This is a genomic window from Rubrivivax gelatinosus (assembly GCF_016583785.1).
Taxonomy (GTDB): domain Bacteria; phylum Pseudomonadota; class Gammaproteobacteria; order Burkholderiales; family Burkholderiaceae_C; genus Rubrivivax; species Rubrivivax gelatinosus_B.
This window is the reverse complement of sequence record NZ_NRRU01000013.1, coordinates 18,100-42,967: the sequence shown is the minus strand read 5'-3', so window position 1 is coordinate 42,967 and position 24,868 is coordinate 18,100. Positions and strand designations below refer to the sequence as shown.

The window sequence follows — 24,868 nt, the reverse complement described above, 5'->3', positions numbered from 1 at the left end:
GACTCAGCGCCAGGAGCCAGCGTCCGATGCCTCGGGCCCTCTCATCGAGCGGTTCGTGGCGAAGGGCTGTGCATCTACCATCCGCCCATGTGCAACCGGTACGTCGCTCCCGACGCTGCGGCCGTCGAACGCTACTGGCATGTCGGTGCCCGCCAGCCCTGGAGCGTAGCCGAGATCTTCCCGCGAGCCCAGGGACCGTTCATCCGTGCTGCGCGCGACGACAGCGAGGCCAAGCGCGAGGTGGTCGTCGGCCAATGGGGTCTGATTCCCTGGTTCGCCAAGAGTGCGAAGCTGACGTATTCGACGAACAACGCTCGCTTCGAGGAACTCGCCCAGAAGGCCTCGTACAGGGATGCCTGGGCCAAGGGGCGGCGCTGCATCATCCCGGCACTGTCGTTCGACGAGCCGAACTGGGAGACAGGGCGCAACGGCTGGTGGCGCTTCAGGCGGGCCGATGGCCAGCCCTGGGGGCTGGCGGGCCTTTGGAGCACCTGGACCGACAAGGCGACAGGCGAGATCGTCGAGTGCTACACGATGCTCACCATCAACGCGGACGCCTGCCCGCTGATGAGCAGGATGCACAAGCCTGATCCGACGCTGCCTGCAGACCGCCAGGACAAGCGATCGGTGGTGCCGATCGAACTGTGCGACGTTGATCAGTGGATCTTCGGCACCCAACGAGACGCCGTTGCTCTCGTGCGGCTTGCCGACGTCAGGGGGTACGACGCGGGGCCGATGTCCTGAGAGGCGAGGGCAGCCGTGCGTCCAAGGCTGGCGGGCCGCAAGTGGTCATCCCTGCGACCGCGAAGGCGGAGGGCGACCGGTGTGCAGTGGTTGCAGTCGGCCACGGCCGTACCGTGAACTCACGTTTCCCTTCCCGGGAGCGGTCGTTGGAAGGTCCCACTTGAGCCAGCTTTGCTTTCGGGTTGGGGTTGAAACGACGACGATTGGCGCATCTGTAACCGCCCGCCCTGGAGTTTTTATGTCGAAACCTGTCTACTTGGCCTGGACCGCCGGCAAGGATGCCTACGCCGGAAATCGCTTGGTTGCCGAGCATGGGCCCATGCAGGCTGTCAACCTGATTTCCAAAACGCTTGCTAGCCACAACCCGAACCTGAGTACGTTCGACGCCATCGGCATGGCGACCCATCTGCTTCAGTATCACACGATGCTGGCTCAAGGGATCATGCCCTGTCATGAGGCGCGCAAACGCACCAAGGCTCCCAGCGCCAGCAACAACTTCCGGTTCACACACATTGGCGAGCGCAATAGCAACTGAGATTCTGCCACGAGCTGCGACCGTTTCGATCTTTAGTCATGACCGAAGAATTTGAATCCGTGGACCTGCGTACCACTCTCAAGACAGTCAAGTCCATCTTGAGTTGGACCGATGCGCAATGGGCCGGCTACGTGTCCGAGCTTAACCACGATGAAAATCGTGAACTCAACGAAGAGCTGGACTTCCTGAGCCTTGTTTTGAGTACCATGAAACAACGCTATTACAACTGGGCCAAGGCATGCCTCGTTTGCGTGCCTTATGAGTGCCTGAACTTGCTTAAATCCGACTGGATGACCCAGCCCAACACGTCGCCGGAACACGAGAAGGCTATGGGTCATTTGAGTCAGTACTGCTCGCACAAGAATTTGCTGGAATTTCTCGCTGACTTGGATTTTGAGTCGTCCCAAAGAACCGAGTCCGATGCCAAGACTGCAGAGCACAGTGAGATTCGTGCCGAATTCGTAAAACTGCTTTATCAAAGTCTTGCTCGTGTTCTGAGTGACCGTGGGCTTGCAGGCAAAGCAATCGCCGACAACCTGTTTCTTAAATCTGGGGGGGGAATATCGCCGCGGATTTATCGAAGTCATGAGTGGGGGCTTATCCACCAGGATCTGGGGCTATATGCCTATCTTCTGCTCGATGCTGAGGCTGTCCTCGCCAAGGATCCGGTCAGCAACAGGGTGGCGACTTTCATTCGAAGAACTTCCATTGAGAATAGTGCAGCCAGCGTTCGATCATGGAAGGCTAATGCCGAAGTTCTCAATACAATCCCGGATGAATTTAAGCCCAAGGCGAAAGCCGCCAAAGGTGTACGTGTGCCCTTGTTCGCGCTGCTTTTGCACCATCTGGGGTTGAATCGTGCCTTCCTTGAGTACAGCGCGCACTACCTTGATCTGCATGAGTATGCGCCGAAACTCATTGAGTCCATTGTCTACTATTACAATCGCGGTATCCACATTGAGAACGCGTATATGGACTTATGCGAAAAGTCCGAGGGCCAGAAGCAGTACGAAAATCTTGACCTCCTAATGGAGCTTGTCAAGGATGTGCTGAAAATGCGCGCCGATGAAGGTAAGCCATTGTCGCGTGGAATTTCCAATGAACAATGTGAGCAGATCCTAGATATCGCGCTCGGGATCATCCGTGAGGATGAGCGCATCCCTGGTTACCTGCGTCGTATCGCACACAGCGACGGTGAACACGCTGCCGAGGGTATCTTCAATACTATCTTGAACACTAGCGCGTTCTGCTTCATGTGGTTTCACCTTCACAGCACGCAGGTGCGACCCCGCGTGCATGGACGCGCTCACGCCAGGCACGCGATCTTGAGTGAGAGCTTAGGCGGCGGGGAGATGCCGACGGTTACGAAGAATCTACTCAAGCACATAGTGATGGCGGTGCACCGCAGCGAGCAGCACATTGAAATCAATGATGAAGCGATGGAACAATACTTGCTCGCCAGATACTTCAATTTTGTTGCTCTGGTTGAGAAGTTGCGTGCACTTAAATCGCTAAGCTTGCGTGACTTCGATGCGTGGGCTCAGGAAAGTCAGTTCGCAGAATCACTGGCGCTGGCTGAAGGCGAGAAACTGATGTTTCATATACCTTCTGACCGAGCAAGCATCTCGTTGATACATTCCATTCCAGATGGATTTTGACCGATGACCACATCAGTTTGAGTATCCAAGCCCGGGGTCAGGAGTCTTCTGCCGCTGTTGAAGCGTCCGCGCGAAGCTCCGCGACTCGATAGCCTTCCTTCCCCAGCGCCCGGCGGATCCATTCGGGCTGCGCACCCGCCCCGTTCCAAGACTCGCCCGTCACAGGGTGACGGTACTTGACGGCTAGCATCGCATCGGGTCGTGCTGCACTTGGCAGGCGCCCGGTAAGTTCTCGCGGCTCGATGCGCCAGAATTCGACCAGTTGCCGGGCGACATGCAGGGCGCGTTCTCGGGCTAGTCGATGCGCTTGCTCGGCCCTGCGGCTTTCGATCAGCGCCTGTTTCTCGCGCTCCCGCTCGACATCGTCCAGCACGCGTCGAAGGTCCGTTTCGCTGATCCCGTAGCGGCTCACAAGCTCACGGACCTCTCGGGCGGCGCGCTCGCGCGCGGCCGCGCCCATCTCTTCCCATTCCGGCAGAAGTTCCAACGTCCGATTTCCCAGTGCCATTGCGCGAGATGCTACGGGGTCTTGGCTTCGGCCTGGTGCTCGACGGTCATCTCCGCCGTCCTCCGCGGGGCTGAATGCGCATCGGTGGCATCGCGGGCGGCGCGCACCGGGCCCAGGATCTTCTCGAAGCGCTTGTCCTCGACGACGAGCTTGTCGAAGAAGGTCCGTTCGTCTTCGTTCGCCACTGGGATCCACCCTGCGTTGCACGCCATCAGCGCAAGCTCCAGCAGTGCCGGCGGCCCTGCGCTGGCAGCGACCGCAGTCGCTGCGGCGACCAGGTGCACGTCCCCGTGAGCCCTCCACAGGGCAATCTCGTCACCGAACCTGGCTTCCACGGCTCGAAACGCCGCTTCGCGCAGGGCGCACGGACAGTCGGGCAGGTGCTTCAGCCGGACCTCGACGAAGCCGCAGGCGTGGCGCAGCGCCTTGATCTCGCCGACGACCACCATCAATGGAACTTCGCTGGAAGCGCCGCTCATCGACCGCCATCGGGCCTCACGCCGCTCCCAGATCTGGTCTGCGCGCGCAACGTTGAAGACCTCCGGCACGTACAGGCGCTCGGCGAGCATGCCGGTGTGCGTGCGCGTCTGCCGGGCGGCCAACAACAGGTGGCGGCGAACGACGCCCCAATGGCGCTTGCCGGCGAAACCCGGATGCCAGCGGGTCAGCTCGGCGCGCGTCCAAAGTTCGTGCAGCAGCGCGAGCAGCGAGATGCGGTTGCCAGGGGCGACTTCCTCGCGCTGGTCGGCAGCCCCACCCGGCAGACCAGGAGATGCCGAAGCGGGCTTCGATACGCCGGGCGTCACCCCCGTATCAGTGGAACCGGCGTCCCTGCCGCGGTGGTCGCGCTGCGGCCCCGGCTCGTGGTGCCGACACTCCGGCGCGTGCTGCCAGCCCGTCAGCGGCATGCGCTTGACCAGTAGACGATCACCGTGCCGGGCGAGGTACATCGGTACGCCGCCCGGCACGCACAGACAAAGCGGCCGGTCGTCGCGGTGGTGTCCGGCCGCCATCGCTTCTTCGATCCCCGCATAGACCGGCTGCTTGGTCGCCACGGCCGTAGTTGCGGCGTGCATCGCCTCACCTCGTCGGCTGAGTGAAGGCACGCTCCGCGGCCGGCACGCGGGAAGGATCTCGCGTCTGCGTGGGCTCCGTGCGTCGTGAGGGCGCCTGCGCGTCGTAGACCTTCACGCGGTGCGCCTCGCCGTCGCGCATCCGCCTGGCAAGGTTCTGTTCGGCGGCGGCCATCACGGCGGCGCGCTGTTTCGGTGGAACCTTGCGGTCCACGAGCACCGCCTCCAGCGCCGCGAGCACTGCCTTGCGGCCACCACCGCCGCGGCCCGTGCTGCCCTTGGCCTTGGCGCCATCGGTAGAGGCGTCGGCAGGCGAGGTCGCCTGTTCCCGCGCGGGTTCGATGCGGTGGTGCTGGCGGGCCTCCCGCTCGCGCTGCACGAGTTGGAGGTCGGCGGCGTCGGGCTCGTAGCCCAGCGCTCGAACGCCGCGCACGGTGGCTTCCAGCCAGACCTGGCGCCTGAACGTGTCGCTGCCCGTGACGCGCAGCGCCTTCCAGTTGCGTGCCTCGGCCACGTCGACCATCGACCGTGCGACGGACGGGTGGTCCTGGTCGGTGGTTAGCTTGAACGCCATCTCGGTGAAGGCCACGCGCTGCACGTCGCCGCGGAAGCGGTAATCGGTCCGGCGCAGCGGCATCAGGTCGCCGGTGAACTTTGCGTGCTTGACGATGTAGCGCTCGTTGAGGCCGGCTTCGATCTCGGCGGCACGGGCCGCGCGAAGTGCCTCCAGTTCATCGCGGGCCGTCGGCGCGGTGGCAGGCTTCAAGGCTTCAGGCTGCGGCGGGGTGTCGCGGCCGGTGGTCTCGCGTGGGGCTGCCCGCTTGTTCGTGGTGCCTGCCTCGTCGCTGACGGCCTGCTCCGGTGCCGGCGGGTGAGGACGCAGCGTCGGCTGCCGCTCCCAATGGCCGCCGATCTTGTGGATCGGCGTGCGCGAGCCGTCTTCGCCCACGGCGACGATGCGTGTGGCCTGCAGCCGGTCGGCGTGCGCGACGATCTCCTTCATCGTCGGCGCGCGATAGGTCGTCTCGTTGAACGGGTCACGCAGCTCGAAGGATTCGCCGCGCTGGGGCGGCGTCTGTGCGCGTGCCTTCGCGATGGCGGCGCGGTCCGCGGGTTCGACGCTGCCGCCTCGGTCGGGTCCGGTGGTGCTGTCCTGATCCATGGTCACCTCGCTGGCGTGCGCAGCACGCGTTGAAGCTCACGGGTTTGCCGGTTGGCCGGCGGCGACGAACCGCGGCGCGGTCCGATAGATCTCGATCTCGACCCGGCGGTTGAGCGCCCGCCCGGTCTCCATGCCGTTGTCGCCCGCGTGGTCGCCAACGGGCTGCCAGGTGGCCCGGACGCGGGCCGGGTCCGCCCCGGCCCGCACCAGCCACGCCTGAACGGTCGCCGCACGTTCGCGCGCGACACGGCTCTCGGCCGCGCTCTCGCGGGCACCGTCAGTGCGGCCCCGCAGCACCACCAGCGGCGCGTCGCGCGCGGCCTCCGCGATCTGGCGTGCTTCGTCGGCCGACAGATCCAGGTCGCTGCTGCCGGGGCGGAACCGCATCACGAAGATCGTGTTGGCTGCCGGCGGCGTCGCCGCGGCGGCGCGCGCCTGCATCAGCAGGGCCTGGGTGCGGGCGACGTCTGCTTCGCGCCGGGCTTCGGTGGCGGCGATCCGGCTGTTCTGCAGGCCGCTGCGGCAAGCCTGCAGCTCGACGGCGGCGGCTGTGTTGGCCGGGCGCCGGCTGGCTTCGTCCGCTTCGGGCGGCCGTGGCGGCGCCGAGCTGCAGCCGGCCATTACGCTGGCCGCGAGCGCGAGCGCGAGTGCGTTGAGGGCAGGGCGCATGGTGTTTCTCCTTGGCGTCATTCGCAGATCACTTGCTCGATCTCGCCCCCGGCGGCGGCCTTCGCCACCCGCGTCTGGGCGAAGAAGGCGTCCACCACTCCGCCGATCTCTTCCGGCCCGGCGTCTTCCGCGAGCGGGGGCACTGACGAAAAGTCATGCGCGAGCTGCTCCAGCGAGAAGCCGTCGTCCGGCCCGATCTCCTCGGGCGCTTCGCTGACGCGGCGCTGCACGCGGGCGAGATGCAGCTCGACATCCATCGCCGGCACCGCCGGCGCGGGCCGCAGCCGGTCGCGGAAGACCGGCTCTCGGTGGTAGCGGATCTTGTCGGCCAGCACCGGCTTGCAGTTCTCCAGGATCAGCACCAGGCGCTCGCTGCCGAGCTCCTTGAACTCCTGCGGCAGCAGCAGCGGGCGGCGCTGGTCACTCTCGTTGCGGCTCACCGTCGTGTGGCTGCGCATGCCCAGGGCCCGGCTCCGGCCGCGCGAGGTCGCCCGCTCGGTGAAGGTGCCGAGCATGGCGCTGTACTCGTCGGCGTCGCGCTGTTCGCGCGGGGCGTAGAGGATCTGCAGCCCGTGGTTCGTCGCGAAGGTGCGCGCTTCCTTGTCGCCGTAGACGGCGTCGAGCTGCGACATCGCCTGCACCACCGTCAGCAGGCGCACGTTGTAGCCAGCCAGGAAAGCCGCCGCGCTGGTGACGATGCCGACACGGCCCATCGCGGTGAACTCGTCGTTCACCAGCAGGCACTGGTAGCGCAGCGAGGCGTCCTCCTCGGGCCGCGTGCGCGTGTTCAGGCTGACGACCTGCGAGAAGAACAGGTTGAGCAGCGGCCGTGCGCTGGCCAGCCGGTGCGGCGGCACGCGCACGTACACCGACATGCGGCGGCGGCGCGGGTCCTGCAGGTCGAAGTCGTCGGCGCTGGTGGCGGCGTCGACCACCGCATCGGCGAAGATCGTCAGCGGCGCATTGAACGTCGCGACGATGCTGGAAAGCGTGTTGTCGGAGTTGCCCAGCAGCCGCTGCAGCGCATCGGCGCACTCGTCGCTCAGTGGGTTATCTGCTTCCCTCCGCCCGCGGAGGGTGTCGTTGAGGTGCTCGCGCAGCGAGCGTCCCTGGCCGGAGGACTGGCGCAGCATCTCGCCGATCGTGCGAGGCAGGTCGGGGCTCTCCAGCAGCAGCAGCCCGAGCCCGAGAAACAGATTGCGCGCCTGGTCGTTGAAGAAGGCTTCCGACGAGGTGTGGCCGCCGTCGTTGGGATAGAGCACCTGGCCGATCTCCAGCAGGTCGCCAATGCGATGCAGCGGGCCGGTGCGCACGTGCGACAGAGGATTCCAGCGGTGGCTGCGGCCCTGCTCGTCAAACGGCGAGAAGGCGTAGACGGCCTGTCCGCAGGCGGCCCGGAAGCCGGCCGTGATCGCGTGGATCTCGCCCTTGATGTCGAGCGCGATGACCGAGTCCGGCCAGTTCAGCAGGTTCGGGATGACGATGCCGACGCCCTTGCCGCTGCGCGTGGGCGCCGAGAGCATCACCGATAGTTGTCCGGGCAGTGAGAGGTAGCGGCGGCCGAGCCGGCCCACCAGGATGGCCGGGCCGGACGCCGGCATGGCGAGCAGGCCCGCCGCCGCGATCTCCGCACCGTTCGCGAAACGGGCGGCACCGTGCAGCGGCCGCTTTCGACGCATGGCGGCGAACACCGCCGCAGGCAGCACGACGAAGCCGACGGCGGCTGCGCCCGTGCCGGCCACGACCAGCCTGCGGCGCAGCACAGCGTCGTCGCCGTAGAGCCGCCAGTAGTCCAGATAGGCCAGCGGGCGCGCCTGGCGCACGTCCGCGCCGCTCAGCAGCAGGAAGAGCGCGGCCGAGGCATGCAGCGCCAGCGCACCCAGCAGCGAGATCGTCACGGCGCCGAAGGTGGCCGCGGCCACAACCCGCGCACGGGACCAACGGTCCGGCGCGCCGTTCATTGACCGCCTCCCAAGCCAGCCGTGCCGCGGGCCAGTCGCAAGGCCCGCGGCTGGTACCGCACTTCGGAGACATGCCGGCCGCGCTCGTCGTGCTCGATCTGCACGATCACGTCGACGACCATCGCGAGCAACTGCTTGATCTCGTCGATGCGCAGCCCGCCGCCGGCGCCGCTCTCGCGGATCATCAGGGCCATCTGCTCCAACGCGAGTGCGCAGCTGCCGGCATGGGCGGTGGTGATGCTGCCCGGGTGCCCCGACGCCGCCAACCGCACGAAGGAGAAGCACTCCTCGCCACGCAGCTCGGCAAGGAAGATGCGGTCGGGCCGCATGCGCAGGCAGGCCTCCAGCAGCGACTTCGCGGTCACGCGGGCGGTGCCCTGGGCGTCCTTGCTGTAGAAGAGGTGGACGGCGTTCGTGTGGCCTGCCAGATCCAGTTCGGCCGTGTCCTCGATGGTCACCAGTCGTTCGTGGCGCGGCACCTCATCGCACAGGCCTTTCATCAGGCTCGTCTTGCCGGAGCCGGTTCGGCCGCTGACCACGATGGTCTGGTGTTGCTTCACCGCCAGCCGCAAGAACTTCGCCCAGTGGCCTTGTGTCTGCAGTTCCAGCAGCTGTTGCTCGAAATCCAGGACGGTGGGGGAACGCGCGGCGGCCGTTACCCTGGCGAACAGGCCTTCGCGGTCGAAGTCGTCCAGCGTCCGGATGACGTCGGCCGGGCGGCGGATCGTGATGGAGACCGTCCCGCGCGTCACTGCCGGCGGGATGACGAACTGCGCGCGCTGGCCCCCAGGCAGCGTGGCCGACAGCAGCGGGCGTTCCTGGTTGACCTGCTGGTCGGTCCAGGTGGCCACCGCGGTGGCCAGCGACAGGCAGCGCTCCAGCGTCATCTCAGGCGCCGGCAGGGTGCGCCAGCCGTCGCCGGTCTCGACCAGCAGTTCGCCCGGCCGGTTGATGCAGACCTCCAGCACTCCGGGCGCGTCCAGGTGCTGTTGCAGCGGCCGCAGGAACTCGGTGACCGAGGTGGCGTCGCCGTTCCAGGCGGCTCCGTCGCGCCGGCCGGCTTCGATGTCGGCGTGCATCACCGCGGCTCCAGCGGCCCGCCGGGCCGCAGCTCGTAGACCGACGAGAAGTCGACGTCGCGTGCGACGTAGATGCCGACGATGCCGCCCTGGTTCTGGTAGATCAGCGGCGGGATGTTGATGGTGCTGTCCAGCACCTTCTCGGCCAGCTTGCTGGTGTTGCCGGTGGTCGACGGCAGCACGATCGTGTCGGCGTCGCGCTGGCTGGTCTGGTTCTGGACGACGAGCTGCACCGAGTCGTCGATCAGCGACAGCAGCATCGCGGCGCCGATGCGCTCGCCCCAGCGGTTGTCGACATGACCTTCGATGCCGGACTCGCCGAGCTGCCCGGTACCGGGCGACTCGACATCCACGGTGACGCCGTGCGGCGTGCGGATGCGGGTCCACAGCACGGGGATGCGCACCATGCCGGGCCGCACGGCATTGATTCGGTACTCGCCGTCCAGATGCGAGCCGCGCTCGATCAGCAGCACGCGGCCGTCGTCGCCGTAGACGTTGCGTTGCACCTGGCAGCCCACCATGCCCGAGGTCGCGCTGATGACGCGTGTCTTGAGCGCGCAGGTGAAGGCGGTGCCCTTGGGCAGGGTCAGGCTTCGGTCTCCAAGGGTTCCGGCGGCCACCCGCGGTGTGGTCGAGCCTTCGAGCTGGCCTCCGAAGAGGGAACCCTTCGAGGTGCCTGCGTTCGGGGGCACCCGACCGGAGGCACTCCCGAGCAGGCGCCCCATCGGGGTGACTGCCGAGGAGGGCGCCGACGGGTCGAGCGAGCGCATCAGCTCGCGGAGCTGGCGCTGGTAGGCGTCCAGGTTGCGGCGCGTCTCGTCGAGCGGGCCCTCCTCGGGGTGTCCCTCCGAAGTGGGTGCCGCCGTTCGGGGGCCTTCGGAGGGGCGGCTCGTCACCAGCAGGACGGGGGCGTCCTCGGGCGCTGTCGCCCGAGGCGCACCATCCACCGGACGGGTGTCCCCCGTTCGGCGTACGCCGATGGGCTCCGCCGGCAGATCGGCTGCCGGGTCGATCGCCGGCACCAGATGGCCGGCCTGGGAGCTGGGCGACGCTGGTCGTGCCGCCAGGTCCAGACGCTTCGGCTCCGCCGTGGCGGCCGATGGCCGGTTCGCGGCCGGTGCCTGCTTCGGCTCACCCGACGTCGCTCCGCCCGCGCCGAAGCGCGCGATCGAGACGCCGAACACTGTCACCAGCGAGACGACCAGCAGGGCGACCGCGAGCAGCCCCTTCCTGGACATCGCCGGGCCTCGTGCCGTGGCGACGTTCGGGATGCCGGGCTCACCCGGCAGCGGCTGCACGCGGCCATCCTCCGGCTCGGCCGGGTCGGATGTCGGCGGCGTGTGCGTCGCGTCGTTCGTCATGGCCGCTCTCCTGTCCCGGGCTCGCGAGTCGGTTCGCCGGGCGACTTCAGGACCCGCGCCACGCCTGGTACCGTGATGCCGTCGACGGGCGGACGACCATCCAGGTCGAAGGCGTCGTTCCAGACGCCGACGACGGCACTGCCCGCCCTCAGCTTCAGCAGCCGGCTGACGCGGTCGACGACCAGCAGTTCGCCCTCCATGCGGCTGTTGACCAGCGTCTCACTGCCGTCGCCGAGCACATGGAAGACCGCCGGCACTTCGCGGTTGCCCGGGAAGCGGAAGTAGGTGAACCGCCCGTCGTCGAAGACCAGCGTGGGCACGATGTCCGACGAGCCCTTGCCTTCTGCGATCGAGTACGAGGCGTTGACCACCTCGGGTGCCGCCGACAGGCGCTCCTGCAGACGCTCGGCATCGGAGGGCGGATCGGGAAGCGGCAGCGGCGCCGCTTGCAGGTTGGCGCTGGCCCCGCGCGACGGGCCGATCGGCGCCGGCGGCGTCACCAGGAGCCGGTAGACGGGTTCCCGCCGGTCCTGATCGGCCAGGACGACGAAGCGGAACGCGTGCGTGCGGCGGTCGCTCACGACGGCGACGTTGTTCGGCACGGCGGCACCCGCCTTAGGCTTCACGAAGATGCTGCGGTCGCCGGCCTGCGCCGTGATGCACCAGAGGGCCTCGGGCTTGGTGCAGTCGCCGCCCTGGCCAGCGGCGAGCTGCCGGATCACCTCGTCTTCGCCCAGGAGCACGTGCGTGACGACGCCGCGGCGCACTGAGACCGTGACCACGGCGTTCGTGTCGTAGACCACCGTGCGCAGGCGCGCATCGGCCGCGGTGGCCGGGGCCGCGAAGCCGGTAGCCAGCAGGGAGCACACGAGCCAGGGGATGCACCGGCGGCTCACGGCTTGCCTCCGGCCGTGGCGATCTCCGGATCGGAGCGGTAGGCGGTGACGACGAAGCCGAACGGGTTCTCCAGCCGGTCACGTTCGCGGGCCAGCACCTGCGGCTGGTACTCGTAGACGATGCTGGCGACGTGGCGCGTCGTCACGTCGGGCAGGGCGCGTTCGGTGAGCCGGACGACCTTCTCGTAGGTCACCGTGCCTTCGCCGCGGTTGCCGCTGCGGCCAGTGGGCGACAGGCGCACGCCGACGATCTGGATGCGCCACTCCTCGGTGGCGCCGATCTTCTTCTGCAGCGCGCCGTCACCCTCGAACAGCCGCGTGTAGTCGGCGAACACGGTCGGCACGGCCATGCGTGCGACTTGGTCGAAGTCGCGCTGCAGCCACATCCAGCTATAGCCCTCGCGCGCCCGCACGAAGGTTGCGAGGTTGTGCTTGTCCAGCGTTTCGAGTCGGGGAATGGTCTCCACGTCCAGGCGCTGCTGGATCGTCGTCTCGCCGGTGAGACGGTCGACCACGATCGGGATCTCGACGATTCGGCGCAGCGGGCCCTGCACGAACACCGCCGCGATGCCGATGACGCCGAACGCCGCGGCCGTCCAGGCCACGCGCCAGGCTCGGCGCTCCGAACGCTCGAGCATCAGCGTGCGGTCGACTTCCCAGTCGCGGTTGACGCGGTAGGGGGCATCGTCCGCCGCCTCGGGAACGGCCGTGCCGGCGTCATCCGGCCATGCAGCGGCCTTGCCCAGGCCGGGCACTGCTTTCATGGGGCGTCTCCTGGGGGCTGCTAGGGCAGGTAGGCGGAGACCCGGCCCGTGCGGCCGAGCGTCTCGTACTGGCGTTCGCGGTCACGCGAGCGCTGGATGCGTTCCTCGCTGTCGGCCATGGCCTGCAGCATCTGGATGCGCGTCAGCTCGTGCGCGAGCTGGGCGTTTTCGGCGCCGATGCGCGACTGGATCTCCAGCGCGCCCTTCTGGTCGGTGGTCGCGTCCACCTGGGACATCAGCGTGCGGATCTGCGCGATGCGGCCGTTGGCGGCGCCCATCGCGTCCTGCAGCAGCCCCTTGTGCTGGTACGGCCGCGCGAGGTCGGCCTGGCAGCGGATGCGGGCGTCGCCGTCCAGGTCCTGGCAGTTGTAGACTAGGCCGGCGTCACGCAACGCCTTCGCGGTGCCGGTCAGGCCGGCGTAGCCGCGGCTCTGCACCGCTCCCAGCAGGGCGGGGGCGTCGGGCGGCACGTAGTCGTTCAGCGTCGGGTCGCTGGCGATCGTGCCCAGGCCCCGGTAGCCGTTCATGCTGCCCAACTGGTGCTGCAGTTCGGTGATCTGCTGAAGCTGGTTCTCGATCTGCGTCACGGCATGCAGGACCTGTTCGATCGACTGCGCGAGGTTGGCGCGGTCGAAGACCGGGATGCCCTGTGCGTGGCTGGCCAGCGGTGCCGCGGCGACCGTCAGGACGAGGACGAGGCGCTTGAACGGGTTCATGCGGGACTCCTTCAAGGACGGGTCAGGCAGCGCCGCGCTGGGCGGCGAGGCGATAGGCCGGCAGCCGTGGCACAGCCTGTCCGGCGGGTGCGCGCAGTGCGCGCGCGGCCGAGCTTGCGGCGCGGCCGGCCGTGTAGGCCAGACCGCCGCCGGCGCGCACGGTGTTGGCGAGCGCGGCCGGTGCACCGCCGCGGGAGGCGGCCACCGAGCGCAGGCCGGCGACCATGAGCACGTTCTGCAGCATGTGCACGCCCTGCTGCACCGCGGCACCGCCGGTGAGCGCCGCGGCGAGCCCCGGCGCCTGGAAGCAGACGATGCCCATCAGGATCATCACGATGCAGTAGCGCGTGGCTTCCGACAGCACGTTGAACGCCTCGCCCAGGAAGCCGCCGCCGGAGTTGATGGCCTGGTAGATCTGGTTGCCCGCGAAGGTGCTGATGCCTAGCGCGAAGAACGCGAACCAGGTCAGCACGACGGCGTTCAGCAGCATCGACAGCCAGCTGTCGAAGAAGCGCTGCGTCGGCCGCCACGCCAGGCACAGGATGAACAGCGGGCCCACCGCTATGACGAAGGTGAGGAAGACCTTGGACAGCGACACCACGAACAGCGTGATGCAGAGGAAGACCACCGACCCGAGCGAGAACACGCCGGCCGCGAACAGCAGGTCCAGCCGGAAGATGCTGGCCTCCTTCATGATGTCCGACACCTGCTCGCTGGCCCGGTCGTTGAACTGGTCCAGCAGCGCGTAGGGCGAGCTGACGACGGCCGGGTCCGCACCGGCCGGCACGAAGGTCGACGCGACGCCCATCGCCAGGCCGTTGGCCGTGTCGGCGACGTTGCCGACGTAGAAGCCCGCCTGCAGCGCGAACGCGAAGACGAAGCCGATGCGCACGACCTTCCACAGGAAGGTGGGCAGCGTCTCGGGCACCTCGTTGCGCAGCACCGCCCAGCCGAACAGCAGCACCCAGAGCGTGAACACGGTCAGTGCCAGCGGCGCGAGCGCGCTGGCCAGCGCCGAGACCACGCCGAGCACGTAGCCGCCGAGCAGCGTGTCGAGCTGGGATCCGAGCCAGGTGAACATCGTTCGTCCTCCGCGCTGCCGCCGTCACTGGACGACGGCCACCAGCAGGTTGGCCGGGGGCCGGGCGTGCATGTCGACGCAGCGGCTGCCCATGTCGGGGTACTGGCACCACTGCCAGGTGGTGCCGCGCTTGACGACCCACAGCCGCGCCAGCTTGCGGCTGCCGTAGCTGGACGGCCGGCAAGTGCCCGGCCGCGCCGTCGGCTCGGTGCATTCGCGCAGACCGTCGGCGGTCTCCACCATGTGCCAGGGCCCGGCATGGCAGCCTGCGTCGGCCGCGCAGGCCGGCATGCGGCTCATCGACTTCAGCAGCGGTGGGGTTTCGGCGCGGCCGGAGCGGACCGCCTCGTTGCCCTTGACGTACTGGGCCAGGGCCGGAGCGGCTGCCGAGCAGCCGGCGAGAAGAACGAACAGTGCGAGACGCTTCATGACCGGCTCCTCGATGCCTGAAGGCGTCGATCGTGGACCCGGCGCTGAAGTTCGGGGAGCCAGCGAAACGGATCGTCACCAAGCTGCGCCCGCAGCTCGTCGAGCAGCGCGACGTTGTCGGTGGTGGCCGAGAGCACGGTGACGAAGTCGTCCAGCCCGGACAGGTCCAGCTCGCACAGCGTGCTGTTGTGGCCCTGCTTGACCAGGAAGCGCCGGCCGCCGCGCGCGCCCAGGCTGCGCACGATTTCGAACTCCGCCTCGCTGAGGCCGAAGCCGTCGACGTATTCCTCGCGCACCGCCTCGGGGTTGGCGAGAAAGATCTTCGTCACGCTCTGCTCGACCATCGTCCGGCCGATCGGGTGGCGCAGCACGTCGGACGGGCTCTGCGTGTCGAAGATGCCCAGGCCGTTCTGCTTGCGAATCGTCTTCTGCTTCTGCTTGGCGAAGTCGCTGAAGATCGGGTGGTCGAGCGCCTTCCAGAACTCCGAGATCACGTAGATCAGGCGCCGCCCGTCGACCAGACCTTCCATCACGTCGAGCAGGTACAGCATGACCGGCGTGCGCACCTCGGGCAGGTCCAGGAACTCGGTCGTGTCGAAGCCCACGATCGCGGTGTCCTGCAGGTCGCCGAGGTGGTCGTCGGCCTCGTCGAACACCCAGCCGAACGCACCGCCCTGGCACCAGCGCGCCAGCCGATCGTGCAGGCTGTTGGCGCCGGCCTTCGGCAGGTTCTGGCGCAGCGTGGAGAAGCGGCGCAGCGGGCGCGGCATCAGCGCCACGGCCTGCACCGCGTCGGCGATGGCGCGTTCGTCGGCCGGTAGCAACGGCAGGGCCGGTGTCTCCAGGCAGGTGCGCACGAGCTGCTGCCAGAACTGCAGTCGCGCCGGCGTCGGCTCCTGCTGCAGCGGGTTGCAGCCGGTCGGTGTGCCGGCTTCGAGCTTGAAGTAGCGCCCGCCGAGCGCACGCATCGCGATCTCGCAGCCGCGGTCCAGGTCGAACAGCACCAGCCGGGGGGCCGGCTCCCACTTGCGCGTCAGCGCCAGCAGGAACATCTCAAGTGTGGTCTTGCCGACGCCCGTGGAGCCGATCAGCAGCGTGTTGCCGGGCAGCTTGCGGTCCAGCGAGTCCTCGCCTTCTGGGCTGCTGTGCAGGTTCAGGTAGAAGGGCTGGCCCGAGGGCGTGCGCATCAGCGCCAGCGCCTCACCCCAGGGGTTGCCGTCGCGCTTGCCGCGCGGGAAGTTGTGCGCGCTGGCCAGTGCCGCGAAGGCGCGCGACGACAGCTTGGCTTCGCGCGGGCGCCACTGCCAGTTGCCCGGCATCTGGGCGAACCAGGCGGCGTCGGCCACGAGGTCGATCGGCGCCATCTGCAGGCTGGACGCCTCGCCCACCGCGCCGACGGCACGCGCGGCGCGGCGGCCGGCGTCGGCCACGTCGGAGCCGAAGACGACGAGGCTGTAGTGGTACTCGCCCATGCAGAACTGGCCGTCGCCGAGGTCGTTGATGGCGACGTCCATGTCGGCGATCTGGCTCTCGACGACGTCGTCGCTGGCGACGAGCTGGCTGCGCTGCAGGTCGAGCGCACGCAGCGCTTCGCGCCGCGGCAGGATCGAGAAGCTCTGCGTCTCGATGAACTCGCTGTCCTCGTAGAGCAGCGTGTCCAGGATGCCGGGCTGCACGTCGTCGGCGTACTCCTTGATGTCGACGAGCGCCGCGTAGCGCACGTCGCCGCCGTGCCGCAGTTCGAGCTTGTCGCCACCGAAGGTGAGCCGCGTGACCGGCAGCGTGCGGAACAGCGGGCCGGCCGCCCGTGGCACGGGCCGCCAGTGGCCATTGACGAGCAGGCCGAGGAACTCGGCGACCTCGCTGTAGCACCGGCCGTGCTGCACGCGCTCGCCCAGGCAGCGCGGGCCGAAGCCCCGCAGCGTGCGTTCCACCAGCGCGGCCTTCTCCTCGATGACGCGCAGCGCCTCGGCCTGCGCGCCCGCGATCTGCTCGCGCGAGCGCCGGGTCGACTGCAGCGCGCGCCCGACTTTCGAGGCCTGCGGCCGGTAGGCCAGCGTCAGGTAGACCTCGTTGCTCATCAGCGGCCGCTCGGCCAGCTTCGCCTGGTAGGCCTGCGACAGCAGGCGGGCGAAGCCCGGCTGCGCCGGGTCTGCCAGGGCGTCATGCACCCGCCGGTGCAGGCGGTGCATCCACACCGCCCACTGCCCGCCGGTCAGGTTGCGCAGCAGGCTGCACATCGCCTCGTGGCGCTCGGTCACCACGCTTTCCTCGGCGCACTCGAAGGGCACGCCTTCCAGGCGCCAGATGCGCAGGTAGTCGCCGCCGCGCGTGATGACGTCGTGCGGCCCTATCAGCGACGAGAACGGCACGACGCGCGCCAGCGGATGCTCGGCCAGCGCCTGCTTCCACAGGCGCGGCTGCAGCGGAGCAGGGCGGGGCGGCGGAGGCGGCCGCCGCAGCCAGGTCTCAGGCGTGCCACGCATCGCGGCCTCCCCGGTAGATGGTGGGCGAGTAGCTTCGCCCGCCCCAGTGACGGCGGTTGCGGTCGTGCAGCCGCAGGCGGATGGAGACGAAGATCTGGCGGAAGCGCTGGTCGTCGCGCCGCGTGACATAGCGCATCCAGACGAGCACCGGGGCCACAGCCGCAACGACGGCGAGTGCCAGCCACCAGCTGACCAGGATGCCGCCCCAGAGCACCAGCAGCATCGAAGTGCCGGCCAGCAGCACCAGCGGCACGAGCGGGATGCCCAGCTTCATCGCCGGGCGCGTCGCGCCCTTGTAGATCGGTTCGGCGACCATGCCGGCCTCAGGCGACGATGTAGCTGGCGAAGGCCGCCGCGCCACCGACGAGCGTGCCGCCGATCAGCACGTTGGCGACGTCGGCGAGCCGGGCGCCCTGGAAGATCATCTTGAAGCCGGCCCAGATGATCGCGATGGTGACGACGGCGATCGAAATCGTCACTAGGATCGTGTTGACGTTGGTGACCGTCGTGTTGATCTTCTCGAACCCTTGCGCAAAGGCACCAGCGGGCAGGGCTGCCGCCAGGACGGCTTGGCGACGCAGGACCGGAACGAGGCGAGACTTCATGGCGACTCCTTCGAGGTGCTGACGGGGAGAGAAGGGGATGCGGCTGCTGCGCCTACGACCTTGCGCACGTAGCCGTGACGCAGGCCGGTGCTGAAGTCGCCGCTGTAGTAGCAGGACAGCGCCTGACGCAGTGCGCGCTGTCCGGGGACGGCCGGACGAGAGGCGCGGCCGTAGCACTCGGACAGCACGACCTGCATCGCGGCCAGGTTGGCGCAGGGGTCGAGCGCGGACGCCGCATCGAGGCCCAGCCGTGCGAAGTTGCGCCGGTTGATCTGCGCGAGCCCGACGCTGTAGTTCCAGCCGCCGCGATCCAGACTGCCGATGGTGGCCAGAGCCTCCTGCCGGTGCCGGGGCTGCCGGACCAGCCGGCCGCCCACCACGCCGATCGCGTTGGGGTTGGCGCCGCTCTCCGTGGCGATCAGCGCCAATGCCGTGGCCGGATGCACCTGCGGGGCACAGGCCAGCACGAGCGCGGCGAGTTCGGCGGTCTGCATGGCGAACGCTCAGCACTCGCATGACGGCGCCTCGGGAGGCTGGCTCGCCTTCCAGCGCGCGAAGTCTTCATCGAAGCGCGTGTTCCATTCCTGGAGCCCGGCCTTCGCGGCGTCGGTGAACTCGGTGACGCTGTCACCGCGGCTCCACCAGGTACGGCTCCAGAGCTGGCCGTCGACCTGGACCGAGACCGCGCCGCTGTAGTCGCAGACGTACTCGGTGCCGCTCCCGCTGGAGACTTCGTGGGTGTACTGCGGCGGGCAGAAGGCTGGCGCGATCGCCCAGCGGTGGTTCGACGAGTTGCCAGGACCAGCCATGTCGCAGGTCGGGAAGGGCCGCCCGCGGCGCAGATCGTGGAAGAGCTGGTGGATCGGCGGCACGCACTGGGGGATGGCGTGCCAGTTGGGGGCCGCGAGGCAGAGGAGGACGAGGCAGCCGTCGAGGGCGTTGGCTTGCTGGGGCCCGGCCGCGAGGGATGCGGCTACGCAGGCCAGTGCCGCGGTGCGGACCGTTAGACTGCGCGTCGCACCGATGTGTGCGGGCGGGGAAGGTCGCTGTTCGTCATCGGAGAGTCGCTGGTGCACTGCCGTCCTCCAGAGGGTTCGTCAGCTGGGCTGATGAACACACTCTAGGAGCAGACGCAGTCAAATTGGACGATGGATTTTTGGCACTTTCCAGCCGGCCGGCAGTGCGACTTTTACCCCAACGCCGGCAGTCTCCTCCACTGGCTTGCTGTGCGCTGACGGCAAATCAGGCGGGGACGACTTCTTCCTCCGATTGCGGGTCGATCCGCCCTTGGGTCCGGTTGAACCGGTCGCCTTAATGGCGCCATATGATGCGCCAGCGCCCGCGAGTGCCCCGGCACCGGCAATAACAGTTGTGCCGGCTGCCATCCCACCACCACCTGCCGCTAAAGCTCCGCCTCCTACGGCGGCAAGAGAAGCGTTCGTGAGGGCAGCACCAGACAATGTGCTAATTGCCGTTCCCGTGCTGGCCGCTCCTAGCAATCCGGCCCCGCCGGCCGCCGCCGCAATTGTTGGAGCGGCGGCGGCAGCGAGCCCGCCAGTCGCTACGGTTGCACCGACGGCCAAAACTGCTTTGCCAGGATTCTCCAGAGCATAGTTGATTGGAGTCCCAAGCAGGCCACTGACTTCTCCTGGAGGGCCAAACAGTAGCTCATCAAGCGTCCCAAGAATACCCATTAATTTCTCCGCAGGCGCTAAATGTACGGGTGCTTCAGGAAGAGCGCCAACTTCCTTCGTCAACGGTCTGGGGCGTCCCCCGGCTTCTGGTCCGGTGTTTGGTATCCTATTTCTGATCAGCCGGGACGTCGCTGGAGGGGAAATGTCAAGCAAATGAAAATCGCCCAAGCGTTTTCCTAGATGCTCTAGGCTGCGCTGGATGGCCGCATGCTGTACGCAGGGACGTTGTGTGTCCAGGGGGAGCTGGCAGCCTTAGGAGGCTGTCGTGACAGCCTCCTCAAGAATCTGGGGCATTCACAGCCGCAGCCATCCGTCACTGATGCTGGCTCCCGGTACGCCGCAACGCAATCGGGTATGGCGTTCAAACGGACATTGCCTGCGCCCTGTCGAGCCCGGCTAGATCACCCCGTGCACCCTTGCTACCCTCCAAGCCTCCCGCCGGCTTGCGACGCCCATCTTCGCGATGATGCGCTGGAACCTGCAGTCGACAGTCTTTGGCTCTGTGTTGAGCGCAATCGCGATGGCCTTGCTGCCGTGCCCCTGCTCTTCGTGTCGCAGCAGATCGATCTCAGCGTCCGTGAGGCGGCTTTCGGCGAGCAGCTCTCGGCGCATCTGGATGTGCAGCCATTCGTGAAGCTCCATCGCGAGAGACCTGCCCACTACCTTCACCCGGAACGCCAGTAGCGGATCCTGTTCGAAACGGCCCACGACGCCGGAGGCCAGGTACAGCACGCCGATCCGGTCCTCGCCGACCGATGAGATGGCCGGGATGACCCAGGTCGAGCGCAGCCCAGCGGTATGAGCAGCGGCGACGGTGTCTTGTTGATCGACGCTAGCGGGAGGGATCGCGCTGCCAAGTGCCGGGTCCGTTCCCCTACGAGCGTGGAGCAGCCATGGGTCGTGCTCGAAGCGCTGGCGGAGCAGGTAGTCGGATGCCCACGCCGGATCGCAGGCGGCGATCAGCCGGTGCGCTCGCCGCGACGCGGACAGGCGCACCGAACCGATGAAGCAGGCTGCGTCGGCGCCGAGCTGACTTGCGGCCTGGGTCAGCAGTTGCACGACACCGGCCTGGTCGGCCGTTTCATTCAGCCTCGCCACCGTGTCCCACACCGTGGGATCGGGAGCCGCAGCCTCAGCGGCTGGATCAGCCGCGCTCGCCGAAGACCTCATGACCGAACCGGCGTAGTTGAGCCAGCATCAGCGGTTCTTCGAACCGCGCGGGATCGACGCCGCACCAGGACTCGAAAGCGCCCACGCTGTCGAACACCATGGACAGGGTCGCCGTGGAGCCACCGGGCAACTGCTGGCTGCGTTCCACGTAAAGCCGAGATGGCCACCGGCGGGCGACCAGCCGGAGGGCGCCGTCGCTGCTGGCGAGCCGCAACGCCGTTTGTTCACCGATTGGATGCACGCCGGGCCGCCGGAGTCTCTGCGCGACCGCAGCGAGTGGCCGCTGGCCGGTTTCGTTCCCCCGGCCAGGCGCTCGCCGGGTGCGGCGTGCAGCCGCGGTCCGCGTGAAGGTGTGGGCATCCAACATGGGCGGCTCCTCGGTCGGCACACACGGTTGGAAACGTTCCGAGTTTGCGGAACGTCATGCTGGGTTCCATGATAGGAGGCGCGTAGCTTCCGTCAACAAGAAGCTAAGACTTCTCTGTATCGGAAATCAACAGAGGGATCGTCGTGACCTCATTCACATCGCGTGGTCGCCGGTACATGATCCGCACCCAGGACCGCGCCCGCTCGGCGGGAGTGCTGGTAGAACAAGATCAACGCCGATCCTGGAGGGCACATGGCCCCTGTGCGAGTGCTGCTCGCGGACGATCATCCGGTCATCATCGAAGGCCTGCGGGCAGCCCTGGTGCGCCACGACGTGGAAGTCGTGGGGCAGGTGGAGTGCGCTCAGGAGGTTGTTTCCACGTATCTGGAAGCGAAACCCGACGTTCTGGTGCTGGACGTTCGTTTCGGCCCCGGGCCGACGGGTCTCGACGTGGCCCGCAGCCTGCGGGAGCGCGCTCCGGCAGCGCGCATCGTCTTCTACAGCCAGTTCGATCAGGACGAGGTGATCCGCGAGGCCTACCGGCTCGGGGCCGCCGCGTTCATCACCAAGAACACCCTGCCAGCAGAGCTGGCGGCCGCGATCCACGCGGCGGCAAATGGCAAGACCTACTTCCTGCCGGCCATCGCAGAGCGCTTGGCTCTGCTGGGCTTGCGCGGGGAGGAGTCTCCTCGGGCGAGGCTGGAGGCGCGCGAGCTGGACATCTTCGTGCAACTGGCTACCGGCGCGACCAACAACGAGATCGCCGAGCGTATGGGCCTGTCGACCAAGACGATCAGCACGATCGCCCAGGCGGTCAAGGAGAAGCTCGGGGTGCACCGTCCCGCCGAGATTACCCGGCTGGCGATGCGGTACGGGCTGATCGAACCCTGAACCGGCGCCGGCGCGAAGCCGGCGCGTCTCGTGGCTGACGCCATGGCGGTGGCATTCCTTCTGCTGGCCACCGCGATCCTGGCGATCTGGCTGCCGTGGTCGCCGGATCGGCACCGCGTGCCGGCCCCGTGGGCTGTGCTCGCGGGTGCGGCGGTCGTTGCGGCGACGCTCTCGGGCCTAATTGAGGCCTCGGGCGTTCTCGCCATTGCTGCCCTGTGGGCCCTGTGCGCTGGCGCGGTGCACTTGCGGCAGCGCGGTGCTCGCTACGCCGCGGCTTTGGGCGCGCTGGCCTTGGCGCTCGCGTTTACCGTGCACGCCATCCCCGGACTCCACCCCTGGGTGGTGGCGGACCAGATCCGGCTCTCGGCGGACTCGGCGCCGATGACGCTGCGGCTCAACTTCGACAAGGGTATTGCCGGGCTGCTGTTGCTCGCACTCTGGTGCCATCGTCCGGCCGGTCACGTCCGTCATGCGCTACTGCTTGGGCTGGGCGTCGGGCTGGCCACCGCGGTTCCGGTCGTAGGCGGCGTCTGGGCTTCCGGCTTCATCGGGTTCGCTCCCAAGCTGCCCGCCATCGCGCCGGCGTGGATGTTCGCGAACGCGTTCCTCACCAGTGTCATGGAGGAGGCGCTGTTCCGCGGGCTCCTGCAAGAGCGCCTCGCGGTGGCGCTCGGCCCGCGTCCGTCGGCGCGTTGGCTGCCGATCGCGTTGGCCAGCCTCCTCTTTGGCCTGGCCCACGCCGGCGGCGGGCCGGCGCTGGTGCTGGCTGCGGGCGCCGCCGGGGTCGGCTACGGGCTCGCGTATCGCCATGGCGGCATCGAGGCCGCCGTCGTCGCGCACTTCACGCTCAACGCCGTGCACTTCTTCGGCTTCACCTACCCCTATGCAGCGAGGTGAGCACATGCGGAACCGTCACTCCTGGATCGTCGCCGCCTCGCTGGTTGCGGGCCACGCCTGGTCACAGCCGGTTGAGCCGGATCCCGCGGTCGACGGCATGCCGGTGGTCATCACGCCGACGCGGCTGAGGCAGTCATTGGCCGACGTGCCCGCCAGCGTGACGGTAATCACCCAGGACATGTTCCGGCGATGGGGCATCACGTCGATCGCCGAGGCGCTGCGCTTCGTGCCGGGCATGGCGGTGACGCGCGGGACCGACCCCGCCTACCGCATCGGCTATCACGGCACGAACGTGCTGTCGCCCCGGCGCATGAACGTGCTGATCGACGGCATTTCGGTCTACCGGCCCGCGTTTTCCGAGGTGATCTGGTCGCAGTTGCCGGTCGTCATCGACGACATCGACCGGATCGAGGTCACGCGGGCGCCCAGTTCCGCGAGCTACGGGCCCAACTCGATGCTGGCCGTCGTCAACATCATCACCCGCCATCCGGCCGATGTCGGCAAGGCCTACGGCGCCCTCAGGCTGGGCACGCAGGAGAGCGAGGCGGTGGCGCGCGCGGGGCTCGATCTTCGGCGCACCTCGCTGAGCCTCACGGCGGCACGCAGCCGCGACAGCGGATACGACGAACTCGCACGCGACCCGGCCGGGCACGACGGGCTGACGCTCGACCGCTTGAACCTGCGATCGTCGACGCGGATCTCCGACGCCGCGTCGCTGGACATTCAAGGGGCGGTGGTCTCCGGCGAGTCCGAAGTCGAGTTCGCCGACGACTTCCAGCAGAGCTATCCCGACCGGCAGCTGCGTGACCTCTATCTCGGCGCCCTCGGCCGCTGGCAGTTGTCGCCGCGGCACGAGCTGCAGGTCCAACTGACTCACGCCCGACAGCGCAACCGGCAATCCTGGCGCAGCTGCCCACCCGCCGTGGCGTTGCTCCCCGAGATGTACGCCATGTGGCGAGCCAACCCGGCCTACGCCAACGCCATCCTCGCGGGTCAGCAGCCGGCGGGTGGCCGCCCACAGGACGATCTGCTCGCGCTGGCGGCGCTGCAGGCGATTGCCGCGCTGGGACCTGCGGCGGTTCAACCTGTCTGCGGCACGCTGAACCAGGATGCGGTGCAGAGCCGCACCGACCTGGAGATCCAGGACACCTTCGTCGCCTCCGACACTCTGCGTGTCGTGGCCGGAGCCGGCATGCGGTGGCAGGGCGGCGAGAGTGAGACCTTCCTCGGGGGCTCGGTGACCAGCCGCCTGCACTGGCTGTTTGCTAACGTGGACCTGCGGCCGCGGAACTGGCTGACGCTCAACATCGGCGGCTACTACGAGGACAGCGACCTATCGCCCTCGACCTTCTCTCCGCGTGTTGCGGCGAACTTCAGGTTGTCGCCTCGCCAGACCGTGCGTTTTGCGGTGTCGCACGGCACACGCAGCCCCGACATCCAGGAACAGCGCACCAACTGGAGCTACACGCTGACGGACCTCGATCCACCGCTGGGCGGTGCGACGACGGCGCGCTTCTACCAGAGCCGGGTGGGGCCCGGCTCGCTGACCAGCGAGCAGGTCCGTTCGCGCGAGGTCGGCTACCTGCTGAACGTGCCCGACGCCGGCCTGATGCTTGACGCCCGGGTGTTCCGGGAGCGGCTCTACGACCTCATCTCCGAGCGGACCAACCTCGCCGGCCTGCCACCGACGAACGACAACCGCGTCACGTTGCAGGGGGCCGAAGTGCAGCTCTCCTGGCAGCTGTCCGAGCGCAGCTCCGCGTTCGTGAACTACGCCTACCTGGACAGCCGCGGCGCCAGCCACCCCTTGGAGCGCTCGCAGTACTCCCGACACAGCGGCTCCGTGGGAGTGAGCCGGGAGTTCGCCGCTGGCTGGTTTGCTTCCGCCGCCTACGTCGGAGCCTCGGGCAACGGCCTGGCCGAGTCGGCATACGGGCGCGAAGACCTGACCTTGGGTCGCGAGTGGGCGACAGACGGCTGGCGGTGGTCGTTCGCGGCCGGCGTGCGACGACTGGACCGGCCGGTGACAACCTACTCGAACGGCGATCCGAGCGGCTTGTACGGGAGATACGACAGCCGTCTGCAGGGCTACCTCCAGCTGTCGGCCCGCATGCGCTGAGCG

Annotated in this window: 25 protein-coding genes; 6 read left to right on the top strand and 19 right to left on the bottom strand. The window is 68.0% G+C overall.

Translation table 11 applies throughout. The features are described from left to right. The first annotated feature begins 87 nt into the window (after nucleotides 1-87). The 3 genes from CKO43_RS05280 to CKO43_RS05270 all read left to right on the top strand — a co-directional run bounded on the left by CKO43_RS05280 (nucleotide 88) and on the right by CKO43_RS05270 (nucleotide 2,937). A complete protein-coding gene (locus CKO43_RS05280; RefSeq protein ID WP_200378050.1) occupies nucleotides 88-744 on the top strand; it encodes an SOS response-associated peptidase in 657 nt (218 codons plus the stop codon). 256 nt (nucleotides 745-1,000) lie between these two features. Further along, nucleotides 1,001-1,279: a hypothetical protein gene (locus CKO43_RS05275; protein WP_200378049.1), complete on the top strand. Its 279-nt coding sequence runs from the start codon at nucleotides 1,001-1,003 to the stop codon at nucleotides 1,277-1,279. Between the two features lie 38 nt (nucleotides 1,280-1,317). Further along, a complete protein-coding gene (locus CKO43_RS05270; RefSeq protein ID WP_200378048.1) occupies nucleotides 1,318-2,937 on the top strand; it encodes a hypothetical protein in 1,620 nt (539 codons plus the stop codon). Between the two features lie 37 nt (nucleotides 2,938-2,974). Here CKO43_RS05270 and CKO43_RS05265 read toward each other — a convergent pair whose 3' ends face one another. The 19 genes from CKO43_RS05265 to CKO43_RS05175 form a co-directional block, all read right to left on the bottom strand. Continuing rightward, nucleotides 2,975-3,424 (bottom strand): H-NS family nucleoid-associated regulatory protein, encoded by a 450-nt coding sequence (locus CKO43_RS05265; protein WP_200378047.1) that lies wholly within the window; start codon nucleotides 3,422-3,424, stop codon nucleotides 2,975-2,977. A gap of 32 nt (nucleotides 3,425-3,456) precedes the next feature. Beyond that, nucleotides 3,457-4,521, bottom strand: a complete 1,065-nt coding sequence (locus tag CKO43_RS05260) for a DUF1173 family protein (protein WP_200378046.1) — start codon at nucleotides 4,519-4,521, stop codon at nucleotides 3,457-3,459. Between the two features lie 4 nt (nucleotides 4,522-4,525). Continuing rightward, nucleotides 4,526-5,680, bottom strand: a complete 1,155-nt coding sequence (locus tag CKO43_RS05255; RefSeq protein ID WP_200378045.1) for an LPD7 domain-containing protein — start codon at nucleotides 5,678-5,680, stop codon at nucleotides 4,526-4,528. Between the two features lie 36 nt (nucleotides 5,681-5,716). Next, complete coding sequence (locus CKO43_RS05250; RefSeq protein ID WP_200378044.1) at nucleotides 5,717-6,349, bottom strand: OmpA family protein; 633 nt, start codon at nucleotides 6,347-6,349, stop codon at nucleotides 5,717-5,719. Nucleotides 6,350-6,366: 17 nt separating this feature from the next. Continuing rightward, on the bottom strand, nucleotides 6,367-8,271 hold the full coding sequence (locus CKO43_RS05245) for a type IV secretory system conjugative DNA transfer family protein (protein WP_346728210.1): 1,905 nt from the start codon (nucleotides 8,269-8,271) through the stop codon (nucleotides 6,367-6,369). Between the two features lie 35 nt (nucleotides 8,272-8,306). Beyond that, on the bottom strand, nucleotides 8,307-9,389 hold the full coding sequence (gene virB11 / locus CKO43_RS05240; RefSeq protein WP_200378042.1) for a P-type DNA transfer ATPase VirB11: 1,083 nt from the start codon (nucleotides 9,387-9,389) through the stop codon (nucleotides 8,307-8,309). After that, a complete protein-coding gene (virB10, locus tag CKO43_RS05235) occupies nucleotides 9,389-10,750 on the bottom strand; it encodes a type IV secretion system protein VirB10 (protein ID WP_200378041.1) in 1,362 nt (453 codons plus the stop codon). The genes virB11 and virB10 overlap by 1 nt, the downstream gene beginning before the upstream one ends. Beyond that, a complete protein-coding gene (locus CKO43_RS05230; protein ID WP_200378040.1) occupies nucleotides 10,747-11,646 on the bottom strand; it encodes a TrbG/VirB9 family P-type conjugative transfer protein in 900 nt (299 codons plus the stop codon). Before CKO43_RS05230 ends, virB10 begins: the two co-directional genes overlap by 4 nt. Beyond that, entirely contained in the window at nucleotides 11,643-12,410 is a 768-nt protein-coding gene (locus CKO43_RS05225; protein WP_200378039.1) for a virB8 family protein, read from the bottom strand. Before CKO43_RS05225 ends, CKO43_RS05230 begins: the two co-directional genes overlap by 4 nt. Before the next feature lie 20 nt (nucleotides 12,411-12,430). Beyond that, nucleotides 12,431-13,126 (bottom strand): P-type DNA transfer protein VirB5, encoded by a 696-nt coding sequence (gene virB5, locus CKO43_RS05220; RefSeq protein WP_200378038.1) that lies wholly within the window; start codon nucleotides 13,124-13,126, stop codon nucleotides 12,431-12,433. Nucleotides 13,127-13,148: 22 nt separating this feature from the next. Then, complete coding sequence (locus CKO43_RS05215) at nucleotides 13,149-14,207, bottom strand: type IV secretion system protein (protein WP_200378037.1); 1,059 nt, start codon at nucleotides 14,205-14,207, stop codon at nucleotides 13,149-13,151. Nucleotides 14,208-14,231: 24 nt separating this feature from the next. Then, nucleotides 14,232-14,636, bottom strand: coding sequence for a hypothetical protein (locus CKO43_RS05210; protein ID WP_200378036.1), 405 nt, complete (start codon nucleotides 14,634-14,636; stop codon nucleotides 14,232-14,234). Further along, nucleotides 14,633-17,122, bottom strand: a complete 2,490-nt coding sequence (locus CKO43_RS05205) for a VirB4 family type IV secretion/conjugal transfer ATPase (protein ID WP_200378035.1) — start codon at nucleotides 17,120-17,122, stop codon at nucleotides 14,633-14,635. Before CKO43_RS05205 ends, CKO43_RS05210 begins: the two co-directional genes overlap by 4 nt. Continuing rightward, a complete protein-coding gene (locus CKO43_RS05200; RefSeq protein WP_200378034.1) occupies nucleotides 17,106-17,438 on the bottom strand; it encodes a type IV secretion system protein VirB3 in 333 nt (110 codons plus the stop codon). The genes CKO43_RS05205 and CKO43_RS05200 overlap by 17 nt, the downstream gene beginning before the upstream one ends. Nucleotides 17,439-17,445: 7 nt before the next feature. Then, complete coding sequence (locus CKO43_RS05195) at nucleotides 17,446-17,727, bottom strand: TrbC/VirB2 family protein (RefSeq protein ID WP_242481058.1); 282 nt, start codon at nucleotides 17,725-17,727, stop codon at nucleotides 17,446-17,448. Then, on the bottom strand, nucleotides 17,724-18,221 hold the full coding sequence (locus CKO43_RS05190) for a lytic transglycosylase domain-containing protein (RefSeq protein ID WP_200378033.1): 498 nt from the start codon (nucleotides 18,219-18,221) through the stop codon (nucleotides 17,724-17,726). The genes CKO43_RS05195 and CKO43_RS05190 overlap by 4 nt, the downstream gene beginning before the upstream one ends. Before the next feature lie 9 nt (nucleotides 18,222-18,230). Continuing rightward, nucleotides 18,231-18,599, bottom strand: a complete 369-nt coding sequence (locus CKO43_RS25650; RefSeq protein WP_207184884.1) for a hypothetical protein — start codon at nucleotides 18,597-18,599, stop codon at nucleotides 18,231-18,233. Between the two features lie 1,218 nt (nucleotides 18,600-19,817). Next, a complete protein-coding gene (locus tag CKO43_RS05180) occupies nucleotides 19,818-20,531 on the bottom strand; it encodes an autoinducer binding domain-containing protein (protein WP_200378031.1) in 714 nt (237 codons plus the stop codon). Between the two features lie 34 nt (nucleotides 20,532-20,565). Next, nucleotides 20,566-20,958 carry a hypothetical protein gene (locus CKO43_RS05175; protein ID WP_200378030.1) on the bottom strand — a complete coding sequence of 131 codons (393 nt, stop codon included), beginning with the start codon at nucleotides 20,956-20,958 and terminating at the stop codon, nucleotides 20,566-20,568. 252 nt (nucleotides 20,959-21,210) lie between these two features. Here CKO43_RS05175 and CKO43_RS05170 point away from each other — a divergent pair, with 252 nt between their 5' ends. Genes CKO43_RS05170 through CKO43_RS05160 form a run of 3 tightly spaced genes read left to right on the top strand, consistent with a single transcriptional unit; the run spans nucleotide 21,211 to nucleotide 24,865 of the window. After that, nucleotides 21,211-21,849, top strand: coding sequence for a response regulator (locus CKO43_RS05170; protein ID WP_200378029.1), 639 nt, complete (start codon nucleotides 21,211-21,213; stop codon nucleotides 21,847-21,849). Nucleotides 21,850-21,879: 30 nt separating this feature from the next. Continuing rightward, nucleotides 21,880-22,746 (top strand): CPBP family glutamic-type intramembrane protease, encoded by an 867-nt coding sequence (locus CKO43_RS26295; RefSeq protein ID WP_200378028.1) that lies wholly within the window; start codon nucleotides 21,880-21,882, stop codon nucleotides 22,744-22,746. A gap of 4 nt (nucleotides 22,747-22,750) precedes the next feature. Further along, a complete protein-coding gene (locus CKO43_RS05160; protein ID WP_200378027.1) occupies nucleotides 22,751-24,865 on the top strand; it encodes a TonB-dependent receptor plug domain-containing protein in 2,115 nt (704 codons plus the stop codon). Nucleotides 24,866-24,868: the final 3 nt, after the last annotated feature.

Excerpts from the sequence above, each read along its gene's own strand:
- CKO43_RS05205 (WP_200378035.1), bottom strand. The coding sequence starts at position 17,122 with ATGCGTGGCACGCCTGAGACCTGGCTGCGGCGGCCGCCTCCGCCGCCC.
- virB11 (WP_200378042.1), bottom strand. The coding sequence starts at position 9,389 with ATGCACGCCGACATCGAAGCCGGCCGGCGCGACGGAGCCGCCTGGAAC.
- CKO43_RS05260 (WP_200378046.1), bottom strand. The coding sequence starts at position 4,521 with ATGCACGCCGCAACTACGGCCGTGGCGACCAAGCAGCCGGTCTATGCG.
- CKO43_RS05170 (WP_200378029.1), top strand. The coding sequence starts at position 21,211 with ATGGCCCCTGTGCGAGTGCTGCTCGCGGACGATCATCCGGTCATCATC.
- CKO43_RS05210 (WP_200378036.1), bottom strand. The coding sequence starts at position 14,636 with ATGAAGCGTCTCGCACTGTTCGTTCTTCTCGCCGGCTGCTCGGCAGCC.
- CKO43_RS05195 (WP_242481058.1), bottom strand. The coding sequence starts at position 17,727 with ATGAAGTCTCGCCTCGTTCCGGTCCTGCGTCGCCAAGCCGTCCTGGCG.
- CKO43_RS05225 (WP_200378039.1), bottom strand. The coding sequence starts at position 12,410 with ATGAAAGCAGTGCCCGGCCTGGGCAAGGCCGCTGCATGGCCGGATGAC.
- CKO43_RS05190 (WP_200378033.1), bottom strand. The coding sequence starts at position 18,221 with ATGCAGACCGCCGAACTCGCCGCGCTCGTGCTGGCCTGTGCCCCGCAG.
- CKO43_RS05280 (WP_200378050.1), top strand. The coding sequence starts at position 88 with ATGTGCAACCGGTACGTCGCTCCCGACGCTGCGGCCGTCGAACGCTAC.
- CKO43_RS05175 (WP_200378030.1), bottom strand. The coding sequence starts at position 20,958 with ATGTTGGATGCCCACACCTTCACGCGGACCGCGGCTGCACGCCGCACC.
- CKO43_RS05200 (WP_200378034.1), bottom strand. The coding sequence starts at position 17,438 with ATGGTCGCCGAACCGATCTACAAGGGCGCGACGCGCCCGGCGATGAAG.
- virB10 (WP_200378041.1), bottom strand. The coding sequence starts at position 10,750 with ATGACGAACGACGCGACGCACACGCCGCCGACATCCGACCCGGCCGAG.
- CKO43_RS05160 (WP_200378027.1), top strand. The coding sequence starts at position 22,751 with ATGCGGAACCGTCACTCCTGGATCGTCGCCGCCTCGCTGGTTGCGGGC.
- CKO43_RS05250 (WP_200378044.1), bottom strand. The coding sequence starts at position 6,349 with ATGCGCCCTGCCCTCAACGCACTCGCGCTCGCGCTCGCGGCCAGCGTA.
- CKO43_RS05255 (WP_200378045.1), bottom strand. The coding sequence starts at position 5,680 with ATGGATCAGGACAGCACCACCGGACCCGACCGAGGCGGCAGCGTCGAA.
- CKO43_RS05270 (WP_200378048.1), top strand. The coding sequence starts at position 1,318 with ATGACCGAAGAATTTGAATCCGTGGACCTGCGTACCACTCTCAAGACA.
- CKO43_RS05215 (WP_200378037.1), bottom strand. The coding sequence starts at position 14,207 with ATGTTCACCTGGCTCGGATCCCAGCTCGACACGCTGCTCGGCGGCTAC.
- virB5 (WP_200378038.1), bottom strand. The coding sequence starts at position 13,126 with ATGAACCCGTTCAAGCGCCTCGTCCTCGTCCTGACGGTCGCCGCGGCA.